This is a genomic window from Brumimicrobium sp. (assembly GCF_048268645.1).
Lineage (GTDB): Bacteria > Bacteroidota > Bacteroidia > Flavobacteriales_D > Crocinitomicaceae > Brumimicrobium > Brumimicrobium ulvae.
This window is the reverse complement of record NZ_JBLWVE010000003.1, coordinates 1-16,291: the sequence shown is the minus strand read 5'-3', so window position 1 is coordinate 16,291 and position 16,291 is coordinate 1. Positions and strand designations below refer to the sequence as shown.

14 protein-coding genes are annotated in these 16,291 nt (G+C 36.4%); 3 read left to right on the top strand and 11 right to left on the bottom strand.

The features are described from left to right. Window positions 1-44: 44 nt before the first annotated feature. The 6 genes from ACN0U3_RS04100 to ACN0U3_RS04075 form a co-directional block, all read right to left on the bottom strand. Window positions 45-1,706: a SulP family inorganic anion transporter gene (locus ACN0U3_RS04100; protein WP_417265245.1), complete on the bottom strand. Its 1,662-nt coding sequence runs from the start codon at window positions 1,704-1,706 to the stop codon at window positions 45-47. A gap of 68 nt (window positions 1,707-1,774) precedes the next feature. Continuing rightward, the gene (locus ACN0U3_RS04095) at window positions 1,775-4,894 is read right to left on the bottom strand and encodes an efflux RND transporter permease subunit (RefSeq protein WP_417265244.1); all 3,120 of its coding nucleotides are present in this window, start codon (window positions 4,892-4,894) and stop codon (window positions 1,775-1,777) included. Beyond that, window positions 4,894-5,994, bottom strand: coding sequence for an efflux RND transporter periplasmic adaptor subunit (locus tag ACN0U3_RS04090; protein ID WP_417265243.1), 1,101 nt, complete (start codon window positions 5,992-5,994; stop codon window positions 4,894-4,896). Before ACN0U3_RS04090 ends, ACN0U3_RS04095 begins: the two co-directional genes overlap by 1 nt. Before the next feature lie 79 nt (window positions 5,995-6,073). Beyond that, entirely contained in the window at window positions 6,074-7,375 is a 1,302-nt protein-coding gene (locus ACN0U3_RS04085; RefSeq protein WP_417265242.1) for a TolC family protein, read from the bottom strand. Window positions 7,376-7,446: 71 nt separating this feature from the next. Then, window positions 7,447-8,814 (bottom strand): HAMP domain-containing sensor histidine kinase, encoded by a 1,368-nt coding sequence (locus ACN0U3_RS04080; protein ID WP_417265241.1) that lies wholly within the window; start codon window positions 8,812-8,814, stop codon window positions 7,447-7,449. Further along, a complete protein-coding gene (locus ACN0U3_RS04075; protein WP_417265240.1) occupies window positions 8,804-9,490 on the bottom strand; it encodes a response regulator transcription factor in 687 nt (228 codons plus the stop codon). The genes ACN0U3_RS04080 and ACN0U3_RS04075 overlap by 11 nt, the downstream gene beginning before the upstream one ends. 97 nt (window positions 9,491-9,587) lie before the next feature. Here ACN0U3_RS04075 and ACN0U3_RS04070 point away from each other — a divergent pair, with 97 nt between their 5' ends. Both ACN0U3_RS04070 and murQ read left to right on the top strand, forming a co-directional pair. Continuing rightward, complete coding sequence (locus ACN0U3_RS04070) at window positions 9,588-9,926, top strand: DUF6150 family protein (protein WP_417265239.1); 339 nt, start codon at window positions 9,588-9,590, stop codon at window positions 9,924-9,926. A 37-nt stretch (window positions 9,927-9,963) separates the two neighbouring features. Next, entirely contained in the window at window positions 9,964-10,779 is an 816-nt protein-coding gene (gene murQ / locus ACN0U3_RS04065) for an N-acetylmuramic acid 6-phosphate etherase (protein WP_417265238.1), read from the top strand. A gap of 100 nt (window positions 10,780-10,879) precedes the next feature. On the opposite strand, the gene ACN0U3_RS04060 is transcribed toward murQ, so the two are convergent. The 5 genes from ACN0U3_RS04060 to ACN0U3_RS04040 all read right to left on the bottom strand — a co-directional run bounded on the left by ACN0U3_RS04060 (window position 10,880) and on the right by ACN0U3_RS04040 (window position 15,953). Next, window positions 10,880-11,920 carry a hypothetical protein gene (locus tag ACN0U3_RS04060; RefSeq protein ID WP_417265237.1) on the bottom strand — a complete coding sequence of 347 codons (1,041 nt, stop codon included), beginning with the start codon at window positions 11,918-11,920 and terminating at the stop codon, window positions 10,880-10,882. A gap of 5 nt (window positions 11,921-11,925) precedes the next feature. Further along, window positions 11,926-12,585 (bottom strand): DUF4159 domain-containing protein, encoded by a 660-nt coding sequence (locus ACN0U3_RS04055; RefSeq protein WP_417265236.1) that lies wholly within the window; start codon window positions 12,583-12,585, stop codon window positions 11,926-11,928. A 10-nt stretch (window positions 12,586-12,595) separates the two neighbouring features. After that, a complete protein-coding gene (locus ACN0U3_RS04050; protein WP_417265235.1) occupies window positions 12,596-13,324 on the bottom strand; it encodes a 16S rRNA (uracil(1498)-N(3))-methyltransferase in 729 nt (242 codons plus the stop codon). Further along, on the bottom strand, window positions 13,324-14,316 hold the full coding sequence (gene holA, locus ACN0U3_RS04045; RefSeq protein WP_299202007.1) for a DNA polymerase III subunit delta: 993 nt from the start codon (window positions 14,314-14,316) through the stop codon (window positions 13,324-13,326). The genes ACN0U3_RS04050 and holA overlap by 1 nt, the downstream gene beginning before the upstream one ends. Before the next feature lie 248 nt (window positions 14,317-14,564). Further along, window positions 14,565-15,953, bottom strand: a complete 1,389-nt coding sequence (locus ACN0U3_RS04040) for a leucyl aminopeptidase family protein (RefSeq protein ID WP_417265234.1) — start codon at window positions 15,951-15,953, stop codon at window positions 14,565-14,567. A gap of 41 nt (window positions 15,954-15,994) precedes the next feature. Between ACN0U3_RS04040 and ACN0U3_RS04035 the strand changes: the two genes are divergently transcribed. Continuing rightward, a partial coding sequence (locus tag ACN0U3_RS04035; RefSeq protein WP_417265233.1) for a hypothetical protein occupies window positions 15,995-16,291 on the top strand: 297 nt, incomplete at its 3' end.

The following is a 16,291-nucleotide window of genomic DNA, read 5'->3' as shown; positions in this document are numbered from 1 at the left end:
TCATGAATATATAAGATCATTTCTTTGTCGAATTATTTTTCTGACTACAACTTATACTCTGAAAGAGGTTTTGGAAAATCTTCAGGATTAGCCACAAGATGATACCTTGGGTCATCTACATCGTCCACAATTACTTCCTTAAACTTAGGACTTGCTTTGTACATTAGGTTTTTACAATCTTGACTTAAGTGTTTTAACTTGATGGTTTTTCCTTCGGCTTCATATTTTCCAACAATATTGAAAATTGCTTCTAATGCAGAATGATCACTAACTCTTGATTCAACAAAGTCAATGATTACTGAGTCAGGGTCGCCTTTCGGATCAAACTTTTCGTTGAAGGCTTGAATGGAACCAAAAAATAACGGTCCCCAGATTTCGTAAACTTTTGTTCCGTCTTCTTTGAATCGTTTTCTTGCACGAATTCGAATTGCATTTTGCCATGCGAAAGATAGCGCAGAGATGATAACACCAACAAAAACGGCAATGGCTAAATCGAAGATTACGGTAACAGCAGAAACAATGACCAAGACCACCGCATCCGATTTCGGTATCTTTTTAAGAATACGGAAACTCGACCAAGCAAAAGTTTGAATAACCATCATAAACATTACCCCAACCAATGCAGCAATGGGAACTTGTTCAATTAACTTGTCGGTAAAAAGAATAAAAGTCAGCAAGGTTAAGGCCATCATTATCCCAGATAAACGTCCTCGTCCACCAGCGTTGATGTTAATTACAGTTTGTCCAATCATTCCACAACCTCCTGTTCCTCCAAAGAGTCCCGACATGATGTTTCCGGTACCTTGTGCAATACATTCTTGGTCACCATTTCCTCTGGTTTCAGTCAATTCATCAACTAAATTCATCGTCATTAAGGATTCTATTAATCCTACAGAGGCCGCTAAGAATGCATAGGGGAGAATGAACTTTAATGTATCGAGATTAATGGGTAGATTTTGCCAGAGTTCCATGTTTAAAGTTGGAAGTTCTCCTTTTAACCCTGTTCCTCCACCTTCAACAATGTAAGAGCCTACAGTAGAAACATCTAAATCAATTCCAATGGTGATTAATGTTGTAACTAAGATTGCAGTCAAAGCTGCTGGAATTTTCTTTGTTAATTTAGGCAATAACCAAATGATTCCCATGGTAAGAAGTACAAGGCCAATCATAATGTAGAGCTCTGTTCCATGCATAAATGTACTCACGTATTCTTTTACACCATCATCAGAAATAACCAATTCTTTATGAGAGAACATCTTAACTTGAGCCCAAAAAATAACAATAGCCAAACCGTTTACAAATCCCATCATCACTGGATGTGGAATCAGCCTAACAAAACGACCAAGTTTGAATACACCAGCTGCTATTTGAATAATACCCATCAGGATCACACAAGCCATGAGGTAGAAGAACCCCATGTTCTCTACAGGTTGATCAAAGAGCATTCCTTTGGTGTGGCCATCTGCAATCATCGTTACGAAAATTACCGCTACGGCACCTGCAGCACCCGAAATTAATCCAGGTCTTCCCCCAAAAATAGCGGCGACCAAACCTACAATAAAAGCTCCAGTCAGTGCCATCAGTGGATCTATTTGCGCCACAAAAGCGAAGGCTACTACTTCAGGAATCATCGCTAATGATACTGTTACTCCACTTAGAATATCGTTTTTCGGATTAGTGGTGAACCTTTGGATAAATTTATTCATTGTTCTTGACTCTCTGTTTTAAGTGGGTGCAAAAATACTTATAATTTTCTGAACCTATCAAACAGATGCTATCCATTCCTTAATCTTCGGTGATTTAATTTTCTTTCATCTTCTTTTTTATAGGACCAATAAAATATTTGTGGTAAAACAGTAAGTGAAAGTATCATACAAATTAATAATCCACCTACAATCATGATGGCCAAGGGTTTTTGGATCTCAGACCCCATACCTGTAGATAATGCGGCTGGAAAAAGTCCCATGGATCCCATTAATGCAATCATTACAATCGGACGAATTCTGTCATAAACACCCTTAGATATTGCTTCTTTTAAGGGCATAAATCGCATATTCTCTTTCATTACCGCTATCAAAATGATACTGTTAATGGTATTCACTCCAAATAGAATGATGAATCCAATTCCTGCTGAAATTCCAAAGGTTGTTCCGGTAACCCAAAGTGAAATAAATCCACCGATAAAAGCAAATGGAATTGTACTGGCAGCGATCAAGGTATCCTTTGTACTTCCAAAGTTGAAATACAGCAGGAACAAAATTAAAACTAAAACCGCAGGGACGATAACTGCCAATTGTTTTGTAGCGCGTTCCTTACTTTCAAATTCACCAGCCCAAACCATTTTGTTTTGTCTTGGTAGCGCCACATTTTCTTCAACGATTTTCTTGGCTTCATGAATGGTTGATCCTAAATCGCGTCCTTCTATACTAAATCCAATGGCTATATAACGACTTCCTCCTTCACGATAGATAAACGCAGGACCGGTTAAATATTCGATGGTCGCAATTTCACTTAAAGGAATTTTTTTCCCTGTTGAGGAAGGAATGAGGATGTCACCAATTTTTTCTGCATTGTCTCGGGCTTCTTTTTGGAAACGCAAGCGAACATCAAAAACCCTTTCATTTTCATAGAATTTAGTTGCTGCTGTTCCTCCAATGGCCATTTCAATCACCGCTTGCGCATGTTGAATATCGGCTCCATAACGGGCGATTTTATGGTCATGAAGTTGAATCCTTAATTCTGGTAACCCAATGTTTCGGTATACGTTAATGTCTGTAATTCCCTCTACTTGTTCAATGTTTTGCGCTACTTGATCTGCATATTTCTCAAGTTCGAACAAATCTTCACCAAAAATTTTAATCACCAAAGAGCTTTTTACCCCCGCAACGTATTCTTCAACGTTATCTTGAATGGGTTGACTAAATCCAAAGACCACTCCAGGGAAGCTGCTCAACTCAGTTCGGATTTCATTCAAAAGCTCATCCTTTGAAACTTTTCGCGTCCATTCTTCTTCTGGATGCAGTTGAATGTGGAATTCGTTGTTGAAAAAACCTGTTGGATCAGAACCATCATTTGGTCTCCCAGTTTGGGTCAAAACGAATTCTACTTCTTCGAAATTCCTGATTTTTTCTTTCATCTCTTGTGAAAGACGAACGGATTCTTCAAGATTGACACTATTTGGTAATGTAGCACGAACATAAATAGCACCTTCATTCAAACTTGGAATAAATTCAGTTCCGTAAAACATAAATGCTGTGGTACAAACGATCAACAATCCGAGGAAAAATGAAATGGTAGCCTTGCTGAACTTTGTGCTCCATAAAAACAATAGGTTCATGTATTTTTGGAATCCTCTGGAAACAAAGTTTCCTTTTTCCTTAATGTCCTTTTTCAACATTACTTTAATCATTGCAGGAACATAAGTGATACTTAAAATAAGTGAACCCAGTAAAGCGTACCCTAATGTAAAGGCAAGAGGTGAGAACATTTTTCCTTCTACCTTTTGGAAAGAGAAAATAGGCAACAAGGCTACAATTAAAATGATTTGCGCAAAAACGATATAAGAAGCTACGCTTCCCGCACTTTTCTTAATCATTCCCATTTTGCTGACTTTATTAAAGCGTTTCATGCCTAACTTTTCAGCTTGTGTCGCCATGGCCACAAAAACAGTTTCAACAATAACTAAAGTTCCCTCAAGCAACAAACCAAAATCAATTGCTCCCATGGAAATGAGGTTGGCAGGTAAACCTTGAATGCGCAACATAATTAGGGCAAACAAGAAAGAGAGTGGAATCACTGAAGCAACAATTACCGTAGTTCTCCAGTTGAATAGGAAAATGAAAACGATAAAAGAAACCAATAGGATTCCTTCAATTAGGTTTTTACTTACTGTACTTACAGTCGTGTTAACTAAATCTGTTCGGTCAATAAACGGAACAATTTTGATGTCATCAGGCAAGATGTTCTCGTTGAGGTCATCAATTTTTAGCTTCAACTTATCGATAACATCGCCAGGGTTTTCACCACGAAGCATAATGACAATTCCTTGCACAACATCATCGTCGTCTTGGAAACCCACCTGTCCCAATCGTGGTTTAGCAGAAACATGAACTTCAGCAACGTGCTTCACCAATAAAGGAGCGTCATCACGAACTTCAATGATAATATTTTCAATGTCTTCAATTTTTTCAAGGAGTCCAATTCCACGAACAACATAAGCCTGTGGACCACGTTCAATCACATCTCCACCAACATTAATATTGGTGTTTGAAACGGCCTCGTGGACATCCAAAGGTGAAAGGTCGTAGCTCGCAAGTGCTTGTGGATTAATTTTAATCTCATAGATTTTTTCTTCTCCTCCAAAACTTACCACATCGGCAATGCCTGGAACAGAAACAATTTCACGTTCAATTAACCAATCTTGAATGGCAGAAATCTCACTGATTGGACGATCACTTTTAATGATGTATCTGAAAATTTCTCCTGTCGCTCCAAAAGGAGGTTCTATTTCTGCATCTGCACCTTCGGGTAAATCTACACCCTGCAGTCGATTGGAAGCGTATTGTTGCGCAAAAAAGTCTTCTACACCGTCTTCAAATAAAACGGTTACCACTGATAAACCAAACAAAGAAATTGAACGAACTTCAGCTTTTTTTGGAATGGTATTCATCTCCTTCATTAAAGGAAGGGTAATGAACTTTTCTACTTCTTCAGCACTTCGTCCTGGCCATTGAGTAATGATTCTCGCTCGTGTATTGGTTACATCAGGGAAAGCTTCAATAGGTGTGTTCACCAAGCTAATGATTCCGGTAACAATCAACACTCCGGTAAGGAAAAATACAATGATGGAGTTCTTTAACGAAAAAGCTATTATGTTTTGAATGAACTTATTCATTAATCTATATTTTGAAGGTTTTTAATTTGTTCGTAAATCAACAGATGGTCTTTGGTGATGATCTTTTCACTTGTACTCAAGTCATCCTCGATGTAACATGTTCCGTTGATTTGTCCGATGTATTCAACTGCTCTGGTTTTTAAATTACAGTCATCTTCATAAATAACAATGTAATTTTGATTGTTGTCAAAAATCAGCGCAGCAGTGGGAATGGTCAATACTTCTTTCTTGGTTTCTTCTATAGCAATAACGTCCACAAACATTCCTGGTTTTAACAACAAATCCTCATTTTGAATGGCGACACGTGCTTTAATTACACCAGATTCACTGTCTAAGACGTGAGACAACGCATCGACTTTACCAGTAAACACGATGTCAGGGTAGGAGAGGGAGCGTATTTTAACCTCCATTCCTTGTGTTATGTTTCGTAAATTTGAAGCATAGACATTTATCTGTACCCAAACCTCATTGAGTTCTGAAATAGTAAATAAAGATTCATTGTAGGCCGAAACATGCATACCTGAGGTGATGTTTTTCTCTGTGATGTATCCAGAACCTGGCGCTTTAATGAGAAATACCCCTTTTTCAGGACTCGCATTGTAGAGTTGAAGGTTGGTACTGACTTGTTCTAGTTCAGATGCTAAAGTAGCGACTTCACTGGCTGCAGTTTTCAGTTGTTTTACGGAAGCAATGCCATCTTCGTACATGGACTCCACAGATTCTAGTTCATGCTTTGCAACTGCTAGCTTTGAAGCGAGAATGCTTTGCTGAGATTTCCATTCTGTCAAGTCCGTACTTTTTACTTTTGCTAGAACCTGTCCTTTTTTTACATAATCTCCTAAAGAGAAACTCGTATTAACAATAATTCCATCGACTAAATTACTGAAGTGAATAACATTATCAGGATTAGGTTCAACAATTCCAGACAAGTGAATTTCATTCACCATCAACTGCCTTTTCGGGTGCTCAATTTTAAGGTTCGATTTAAATGCTTCATCTAAACAGTATTCTTTTTGAGCAATGTTTGTTTCAGGTGATTTCGCTTCCGAACATCCGTAAAGTAATGTCAGGACTATTGCTCCAATGAAGATCTTTCGCATATTGTTATTCCAAATGGTCATGTTTCTATATTTAATGTTTTTATCAAAATTCAACTTTAGATTCTTTGTCTAACAGAGCTTATTGAATGATGTCTTTTCCAACTGCATAATTTAATTCCTCTGCCTTGTTTCTAAGATCCACAGTGGCTTGAAGAATGATGTTTTTATTTTCTAAATAAGCTTCTAGAAAATCGAGGTATTGAATTAAATTAATATTCTTGTTTTTAAAACTTTGGGTATACGCCAGAAGGATTTGATCAAGTTCGCTTTCATATTCCTTATCAATTTGTTCAAAAAAAGAATTGGCTCTTCTTAATTGTAAAGCCGCAAGACTAACTTCTTTTTCAATGCCGGAAACCACAAATTGTTGGTTGATTTTAGCTTGTTGAGTTTCTAGTTCGGCAACTTTAATATTTCCTTTGTTGCGATTAAAAACGGGTAAATCCATGCTGATGCCAAATCCAATAAAGTCCATATAAAGTCCATCTCCGCGATTGTATTCTCCAATCAATGCAAGATTTGGAATTCTTTCAGCCCTTTCTACCGCAAGGTATTTCTGGGCATATTCTTCATGAAGCAAGGCCATTTGATATTCAGGTCTATTGTTTTGTGCGGTGTCGATTAATGCTGCGATATTCAATTCTAATAATTGATTCACATTTACAGCAAAACCCTCTGAAGAAAGGACAAAACGGGATGTTGTAGGAAGATTCATCAACTGTTTTAAATTGAATTCCACTTCGTTGTACTCATTTTCTAAGTTTTGTATTTCACTCAAAATCTCTAATTCAGAGGCTTTTAATCGAATGTATTCTCCTTTGTTTAAAAACCCAGCATCAACTTGATTTTTGTAAGCAATTGTCAGTTGTTGGATGGATGCAAGTTGGGTCTCATAGATTGACTTATAGGATTGCAAATAATTGAGTTGATTCAATTGCGTCCTAAATTCAATTTTAAGTCCGCGCAAAAGTTCTTCGAAATAGTGTTTGGATTGTTCTATTCCAACTTTTTCAAGGGCCATCAACTTTCTACGTTTTCCTGCAGTTAAAACAAGCTGTTCTACACTGATTCCAAACTGTTGATTTCTTCCAAAACTTCCTGATAGTGGAGGGATAAGCTCTTCGCCTTGAATTTTGCTGCTGGGCTTCCACAAGTTAACTTGATCCACCGTAAGGGTAGGGTTAGGCCAGACTTTAGCTTGAATCAAACGGGCTTCAGCTTTTGAAATGGAAAGGTGCTCTGCAAGAAGCATTAGGTTGTTTTGCAAAAAAACCGATTCCGCTTCAACCTTATTTAAGCGCAAAGTATCTTGTGCTATACTTTTCTCTGTGCTTAATGTAAAGAGTGATAGCAAGATAAATGAGATTATTTGTCGGACCATATAGTTTACCATTTTAGAACGCGGTAAACATCACAAGAACAAACTTAAAATGACCTTAAAATAAATTAAGATTAGCTTAAAGGGATAATGATTTCGAAGGTGTTCGAATTTCCACTTCTGTGATAAGAAATCGAAGCTTCATGAAGCTCAATAATTTTTTTTGTCAGGATAAGTCCCAATCCTTGCCCATTTTTATCGTTGCTGTTTTTTCCCCTGAAAAAATGTCTGAACAGAAACTTTTCTTCTTCTTTGGTGATGGGATTTCCTGTGTTGATGAATTCTATTTTTAAATGCTTTTCAGGACTTCTACTGATGATTACTTTTGCATGTTTCTGAGTTGAGTAGGAAACAGCATTTGAAAGCAAGTTAGAAAAAGCTTGCTTTAATAAAGTAGGATTCATGTGAACAAGCAAATATTTTTCCTCCATTTCAATTGGATCATAATTCACCTCAAAGTTAAAGTCTGGATAGATGATGTTCAACTCATGAATACAGTCGAAAATTAATTCATCAACTCTGCCTTTTAAATTTTCAACCACTTGACCCGATTCAATTTTAGAGATTTCTAAAAGAACATTTATGATACTCCCTAAAGACTTGGCCTTGATTTTTTGCTGACTAATCATAGCTGAAATTTCTGGTTCTGAAGATTGATTTTGAATTTTTTCTAATTCAGTAACCAAAACCGAAATAGGTGTTTTTAATTGGTGTGAAATGTGATTAATTGTGTGCTTTTGAAACTTAAAAACTTCATTGGTATGACTGAGTAGCTCATTAAAACGATCAGATAAATTATTGAGTTCAATGGTCGATGTTTTTAAAGAGATCGGAACATTGTATTCAGCATCTAGTTCGTAGCTAGTGATTTTAGATTCCAACTTACTGATTGGTGAAGCAATCATTCTAGCAATGTAAATCGAAACCAAAGCAATCACCAAGGCAATCAGTAAGAAGGTAACAATTAGAGTGTTTCTTAAAAATTCCAGTTTAGTATAACCATAAACGTCATACGCTTTACTGACTGCATAGTAGCTTACACCGTTTCGCTCAACAAACACACCAATTAAATCGTACTCTCCTTCCTTTGTTTCTATCCACGGATTGTCCTTAGATAAATCATCTATAACATGTTTTGCCTTCGCAATGTCCAAGTCGTCTAGGCTGGCGAATATTTCCTTTTTGTTTTCATCAAAAATGAGCAGTTTTTCGTCATAGAAATCATTAATGTCTTGTTCGTCGAGTAAGAATGAAATTTCAGCAGATCGATCTTTAAACTGTTCAACAAGCTTAATCGAGGCGATGATTTTTGCGTTTTGTTGTTGTTGAAACTCTTCCTCTCTATAACCTGAAAACAGGACATAAATAAACACAAAAGCAATGGCTACAATAGGAATAACTGTTGTCGAAATATAGGTTAATATCTTATGTTTAATTTTCATCTGTTGCTAAGTAATAACCATATCCAACTTTCGTTTTGATGGTTTTTTTATCAAAAGGTTTATCTATTTTATTCCTTAAAAAATTGATGTAAACTTCAATGGTGTTTGTGTTGCCATCAAATGAGGTTTTCCAAATTTTCTCCAACATTTTCTTTTTAGAAATGACTTCACCGTTGTGTTCCATCAACATCATCAAAATTTCATATTCTCTAAAAGTTAAATTCACTTCTTGTCCATTTCTGTGAACGGTTTTTTGCTTTTTGTTGAGGACAATATCATCAACAATAATCACATCATTGTTTTGGTTTTCATTCGATCCTCTTCTTTTAATTAGCGCATTGACACGAAGCATTAATTCCTTCATAAAGAAAGGTTTGGTTAAGTAATCATCAGCCCCCTGATTATAGCCTTCTATTTTGTCCTCTAATTCTCCAAATGCCGTCAGCATAATTACTGGGGTTTGTGTATTGAAATCACGAAATTGTTTGCAGATTTCTAAACCATTAATAAAAGGAAGGTTTATGTCTAAAATGACACAGTCATAATTATTTTTCTTTAACAATTTCATTCCAATTTGACCATCAAATGCGGTTTCCACAGAATAACTCTCTGAAAGTAAAGCCTCTTTAATATTGGTGTTTAAATCTGGATCGTCTTCAATTATCAAAATTTTCATCGCACTTCTTTAAGCTCAATCTTGTCAGTGAACCAGCTGACTTGTTTTTTATAAGGATAATTTTCTGTAAATTGGTCAGTTCTAAATATAAGAAATTATGATTTCAAAATACATTCTTTTCGGATTGACATTTATGGCAAGTGTTATTTCATATGGTCAAACAGTTTATAGTGTTGATTATGAGAGTCGTGCAGATGTCAAAGTCTTTGTTGTAGATTATGAGAGTCGCGCTGATTTGTTGGTGTATAAAGTCGATTATGAAAGCAGAGCAGGAAATAATGATGGAAAGTGGTTTTTTGTAGATTATGAAAGCCGTGCAGATAAAAAGATTTTTTTCGTTGACTATGAAAGTAGAGCAGATTTAAAAATTTTCTTTGTGGATTATGAAAGCAGAGCAGGTTGGAAAAATAAAGCCAAAAAGCAGTTGATGTATTAAGTATTTTGACAAACATTAATTTTCAAAACAATTCCCTTTGAATAAAATAACAGAACAATCTAGTAATTACGATAGCCTTGAGACGTTAAGCGTACAAGAGCAACTTACAGCAATGAATAAAGAAGATCAGTTGGTTCCTTTAGCTGTAGAAAAAATTATTCCTGAGATTACAGCGTTTGTAGAAGCTGCGCTTGAACGTATGAAAAGAGGAGGGAGGTTGTTCTACCTTGGTGCGGGAACCAGTGGAAGGTTGGGGATTCTAGACGCTTCTGAATGTCCGCCCACTTTTGGAGTTGAACAAGGTTTGGTGGTTGGATTGATTGCTGGAGGTGACGCTGCGATTCGAATTGCTGTAGAAAATGCAGAAGATAATCGCGATTTAGGCTGGAAAGAGTTGGAGGAGTATAAAATTCAAACTGATGATATCGTTGTTGGAATTGCTGCTTCAGGAACAACTCCTTATGTTTTGGGGGCCTTAGAAAAAGCCAATGCAGCAGGAATCCTTACCGCAGGAATTACTTGTAATCCTGATAGTCCATTGAGTAAACTTGCACAACATGCTTTGGTGGCTGTGGTTGGTCCAGAATTCGTAACTGGAAGTACACGATTGAAGTCAGGAACTGCACAGAAATTAATTCTCAATATGATTTCAACGAGCCTTATGATTGGACTTGGACGGGTTCAAGGGAACAAGATGGTTGATATGCAATTGAGTAACGCAAAACTTGTGATTCGTGGTGCAAATATGGTTGCGGAACAATGTGATATTGGGTTTGAAAAAGCTAAAGCACTTTTACTGGAGCATGGCTCTGTAAGAAAAGCAGTAATGGCTTATGAAGCTATTCAGAAATAGAAACGAATTCTGAGGTGATTAGGTGTAAATTAATCTCCAGTTTGAAAGATTCTTACAACTGGACTAATATTTCTCACAAGTAGCCTAAGGCTCTCGAAGCCTACTTTTTAACTTTCATAAAAAGCAGTACGAATAATAAAGCGAGTCCCAAAATAATCATAATGAGAATGGGATAGTCAATCCAAGGCAGATAATCTTTTTTGACTTCTTTTTTGGGAGCAGGGTATAAGGCCCTCATTGATACAGAATCTTCAGGTGCTGCTTTTTCAATATAATCATCTTCTAAACGATATCTGTTTTTAATGATTTTCCCGAACTTATTTTTAAAACTGATGAATAAATACCTTTTCTTGTTCATTTCATTAATGACCTGATTGTATTTGGTCACCACTTCTTTGTCATTTTTGTTGTAATGTCTCGACCCCGAATAATAAAAATAGGCGTTGGTTAAATAAAAATAATCTCGCTGAAAGTCAGCCATTTCCTCAAAGGCTTTCGAAAGAACATAATCTGCATCGTCATGGAGGATTGTAAATTGACGAAATGCAGAATCAATCGCAAAGGCAATATCAACCAATCTGTTTTTATGTGGTGAAACATTGCGTTTCATCTCTTCTAAGGCAGGGTCTTTTAAAACGGAGAAAATAGCTGTAGAATCGGGAATAAATGTATTTGTTCTGTTGGCGATATATGCTTTTACAAGGTCTTGATAGGCTGATTTTACACTGTAAAAAGCATTTGGATTTTCCCTTAAGGTTTTTTCATTATACGCCGCAAGTAATTCAAACCTTTTGGTTTTAAATAAAGTTGTTCTGTACAATGATTTGGCGTGAGGTTCAGCAATGGTGTCGGTGTTTAATCGTGAAAAAACGCTTAAAGCCAATTCAAACTTCTGTAAATAAACATTTTCATAAGCATAGAACATACTGTCTTGTGCTGTCCATAGCGGCATTGCATTTTCATGAATTTGTAAAATACGATTGTAAATGTATGTTGGAGGTTTGGGCTGACGGTCATAATTGAGCACTTCAAACAAATAGGTGTTCTCTTGACGTGGCGGTTCTTCATAGCTTAATTGTTGTCCTATGACAATTGAGTTACAAGCGAACAATAAATAGATAAGCGTTAAATATTTTATCATTGTTTTCATTCTAAACCTCCTTTTATCAAAGCAAATTGTAAAATGTTAAGCCCCATTTTTAATGCTTTTTCATGATTCTCTTGCGTATCGTTGTGTACTGTGATGTCTTCCCAACCGTCTCCTAAATCTGTTTCGTAAGTGTACAGCAGGGCTAACCTCCCTTCTATGATGAGACCAAACGCTTGTGGACGTTCACCATCGTGTTCATGAATTTTCGGTAAGCCATGAAACTTATATTTTTGATTAAAAAGAGGATGGTCAAATGGTAATTCTACCAAGTCGATGTTAGGGAATAACTTCTCCAATTCTGGACGAATGTACTGGTCCATTCCATAGTTGTCGTCGATGTGTAAAAATCCTCCTCCGATTAAGTAGTTTCTCAAATTCTCACGTTCTGCATTCGAAAAAACTACGTTCCCATGTCCTGTCATGTGAACAAACGGATAGGTGAACAGTAGAGGAGAACCGACTTCAACATAAGGCACTTCGGTACTGATGTTGGCATTGAGTTGTTGATTGGCAAATTTCACAAGGTTGGGTACAGCGGTTGGATTGGCATAATAGTCTCCTCCTCCGTTGTACTTTAACACTGCCAATTGATAAGTGCCTTGACCAAAAGTAAATTGAAAAATCAAAAATGAAAAGATGATGAATAGGAATTTCATATTTATTATTCTAGCGTTCTTCAAAAAACAGTTTAACATTCATACATGCATAAACACCCGCAGTTTCTGTTCGTAAACGGGTTTTTCCCAAAGTTACGGCTTGATATCCATTTTTAAGTGCTTTTTCGACTTCTTTTAGGGTGAAATCTCCTTCAGGACCAATTAAAATAGGTGTGTTTTGTGCTGTCCATTTGCTTGCATCTAATTGTAACTGCTTTTGTATCGTTGTGTTTCGCTCTTCTTCTTCGTAACAATGTGCAATTAATCCATTCGGATGTTCCTTGATAAAATCGTCAACTGATGTAAGTTCATTTAGCTTTGGAATAAATAAACGCTTCGATTGTTTCATGGCTGAGACGAGAATCTTTTGAAAACGCTCGTGTTTTATCTTTTTTCGTTCAGCATTCTTACATAAAATCGGTGTGATTTCATGAATGCCTAATTCAGTAGCTTTTTCTAAAAACCATTCAAATCGGTCATTGTTTTTAGTCGGTGCAATGGCAATGTGAATATGATGCTCGTCTTGTTTTGCTTGGTGAAAATCTATTTTCTTTACGATCACTGCCTTTGGAGCACTAGCTGTAATTTCTCCTGTAAAAACAACGCCCGTTCCGTTTACAATTTCCATTTGATCTCCTGGTAACATGCGCAATACTTTCGCAGCGTGTTTTGATTCATCTGGTGGTAAGGTAACTTCATTCCGATCTAAAGCGTCGATATCAATATAAAATCTTCTCATTAGTGCATCAATAAGTAAATTAATTCACGGAGTAAATCTGCATCCGTTCCCGGACCATGGTTAATTCCTTTACTTTTTAAATCGTATTCTTGAAGCGTAGCAATGTTTTTCGCAATCTTCTTCGGATTGTAAATTCGCTTGGCTTGCATGACTTCTTTAGCTGCTGGATAACTCATTTTCAAAGCAGACATTAGTCCGTTGATGTCAGTCGCATTCGAAAAATGTGCTTTCATCAATCGTTCATGAAATCCAAATAACAGTGGAATTAGCTGTGTAATATGGGCTGCTTTCGGATTTTGCTCGAAATAATTAATGATTTTATTGGCTTTTAATATATCGCGAGAAGCCAAAGCATTTGTTAATTCAAAAGCATTGTAGTCTTTAGAAATTCCAATGTTCTCTTCGATATGAACTTCGCTAATTTGTGTTCCTTTTTCAAGTACCAACATTAGTTTTTCGAGTTCTTTTGCTATTTTTCCAAGGTCTGTTCCTAAAAACTCAACCAAGAGCATTGTTGCTTTTTGATTGATGGTATATCCTTTTCCTTTAAGATAGTTTATGATCCAGCCATCAACTTGATTTTCATAGAGCTTCTTACTCTCGAAAATCACTCCGTTTTTCTTAATGGATTTAAAGAACTTCTTTCTGGAATCAGCCTTCTTGTGTTTGTGGGCAAGGATTAAAACGGTAGTAGGGGATGGGTTGTCAAAATAAGCTTCCATTACCCCCCAACTTTTAATGTCTTGTGCTTCCTTTACAATTACCAATTGACGTTCAGCCATCATTGGATACTGCTTCACTTGCTCTTGAAGTTGCCCCATATCAGCGTCTTTTCCATATAAAACAGTTAAGTTGAAATCACGTTCACTTTCGTCTAAGATGTACTTGTTTGCTGCGTCAGTAATTTCATCGATATAAAAAGACTCATCACCATGTAACAAATACAATGGTTTAGGGTTTTTATCTTTAAATTGTTTTATAATTTCTTTCACGCTTATTGGAATCTATATCGGTTTAAAATAACACAAATTTTGCTAGTAAATTTTATTCTGGTGAACAAAATTAAATATTTGATTTACTTTAACCTATTCGTAACCGACCAATTCGTAATTCTCTAATTCGTAATTCCCTAATTCGTAATTCGTAATTGTCTAATTCGTAATTGTCTAATTCGTAATTCGTAATTCCCCAATTCGTAATTCCCTAATTCGTAATTCGTAATTCTCTAATTCGTAATTCTCTAATAGTTCTCAAAGAAATTATTCAACAACCTCACTCCAACACCAGTTCCGCCTTTCCCCTTGTAGTTGTCAACAGAATCCAAGTAAGCAGGACCTGCAATATCCAAGTGAATGTAAGGAGATTTCACAAAGTGTTCTAAGAATTTACCCGCTGTAATACTTCCAGCATACTTTCCACCAAGATTTTTTAAATCTGCAATTGCTGACTTTACTTCTTCCGCATAATCATCCCAAAATGGCATTTGCGCAAGTCTTTCGTGAACATTATATCCCGATTTAACCAAAGCATCAATGGTTTCTTGTTTGGCGTTCCCCATAACACAAGAAGCTTTTTGTCCAATTGCCGCAACTGCCGCTCCTGTTAATGTGGCTGCGTCAATGACCAATTCAGGATCTAATTCATTGGAATAGGCGAGAGCATCTGCTAAAATCATTCGCCCTTCAGCGTCTGTGTTTAAGACTTCGACTGTTGTTCCGTCATACATTGTAATTACATCACCAGGAACGTAAGCATTTCCACCCGGACGGTTATCCGTAGCTGGAATCAAAGCAATAAGGTGAAGATCTAATTCATTCATTGCTGCTGCATAAATTGCTCCTGCCATGCATGCTGCTCCTCCCATGTCACTTTTCATGGAATCCATAGAACCTGCAGTGGGTTTTAAACTCATTCCTCCAGTATCGTAAACCACCCCTTTTCCAACCAAAACAATCGGTTTTTTATTCTTCGGATTTTTCGGCTTGTATTCTACAATAGTAAATGTGGGTTCATCAATAGATCCAAGGTTAACAGCCAAAAGTCCGCCCATTTTTAACTCCTCTATTTTCTTTTTGTCCAGGACTTTAACTGTTAAGTTTTCTACGCTTTCAAATGCTTTTATTTCCTTGGCCAACTGTGGTGCTGTCAAGTAAGAAAGTGGTTCATTCACCATATCTCTTGACCAATAAACGGCTTTTGTTGTATTGTTTAAACGAATAATGTCCTTGGCTTCGAAAGCATCCAGTAAAGTAATGTTCTCCAATTGGTAACGCTTTTTATCTGCGTCTTTGAAGTACTTTAAGAATTGGTAATTAGACAATGCTAACCCTTCAGCAAGTGCTAAAGCAGAAGCTCCTTTTCCAGAAATAAATAGTTCTTTTGCTTCTTTGCTTAACTTTGTGCGAGTTTCATATCCAGCCACACGCATTTTTTCCAAATCATCATTCTCCTTTACAAAGAAAATAAATTGTTCACCTAATTTTATATAATCTGTTTTTTCATCAGAAGCGATGAATTTCTTTGCTTGTTCTTCAACAATTGTTGGAATGCCTTCTACAGTCTTGAATTCATTCCCTACGATAAATGCGATATGTCCGTCTTTTGAATATGATTTTCCTTGTTTGATCATCTTTTTTGAAATTTTATTTGTAGTTCCCAAAATTAACAACTTTGTGCAGATTAAACCAATCCATAAAAAAACTAAGTTATTCTTATGATTTAGTAAGTGGAAACGTTAATGAGGTAATCTACCAAAAAGGAGAAACCGACGAGTTCAGGCATAAATATAACTATGATGCCGACAATAGAATTACCAATGTTTTTACTTCAAAAGATGGAATAATCTATGAACAAGATGCAAAATACTTCTATTACGACCACGGACCTTTAGCCAGAACAGAAATTGGTCACAGTAAAGTTCAAGCTATGGACTACGCTTATACAATTCAAGGCTGGATAAAATCCGTA

What these genes read in the sequence shown, in the direction of transcription:
- ACN0U3_RS04100 (WP_417265245.1), bottom strand. Translation starts at nt 1,706, where the DNA reads ATGAATAAATTTATCCAAAGGTTCACCACTAATCCGAAAAACGATATT.
- ACN0U3_RS04090 (WP_417265243.1), bottom strand. Translation starts at nt 5,994, where the DNA reads ATGCGAAAGATCTTCATTGGAGCAATAGTCCTGACATTACTTTACGGA.
- ACN0U3_RS04050 (WP_417265235.1), bottom strand. Translation starts at nt 13,324, where the DNA reads ATGAGAAGATTTTATATTGATATCGACGCTTTAGATCGGAATGAAGTT.
- ACN0U3_RS04080 (WP_417265241.1), bottom strand. Translation starts at nt 8,814, where the DNA reads ATGAAAATTAAACATAAGATATTAACCTATATTTCGACAACAGTTATT.
- ACN0U3_RS04040 (WP_417265234.1), bottom strand. Translation starts at nt 15,953, where the DNA reads ATGATCAAACAAGGAAAATCATATTCAAAAGACGGACATATCGCATTT.
- ACN0U3_RS04060 (WP_417265237.1), bottom strand. Translation starts at nt 11,920, where the DNA reads ATGATAAAATATTTAACGCTTATCTATTTATTGTTCGCTTGTAACTCA.
- ACN0U3_RS04085 (WP_417265242.1), bottom strand. Translation starts at nt 7,375, where the DNA reads ATGGTCCGACAAATAATCTCATTTATCTTGCTATCACTCTTTACATTA.
- ACN0U3_RS04075 (WP_417265240.1), bottom strand. Translation starts at nt 9,490, where the DNA reads ATGAAAATTTTGATAATTGAAGACGATCCAGATTTAAACACCAATATT.
- ACN0U3_RS04070 (WP_417265239.1), top strand. Translation starts at nt 9,588, where the DNA reads ATGATTTCAAAATACATTCTTTTCGGATTGACATTTATGGCAAGTGTT.
- ACN0U3_RS04095 (WP_417265244.1), bottom strand. Translation starts at nt 4,894, where the DNA reads ATGAATAAGTTCATTCAAAACATAATAGCTTTTTCGTTAAAGAACTCC.
- ACN0U3_RS04055 (WP_417265236.1), bottom strand. Translation starts at nt 12,585, where the DNA reads ATGAAATTCCTATTCATCATCTTTTCATTTTTGATTTTTCAATTTACT.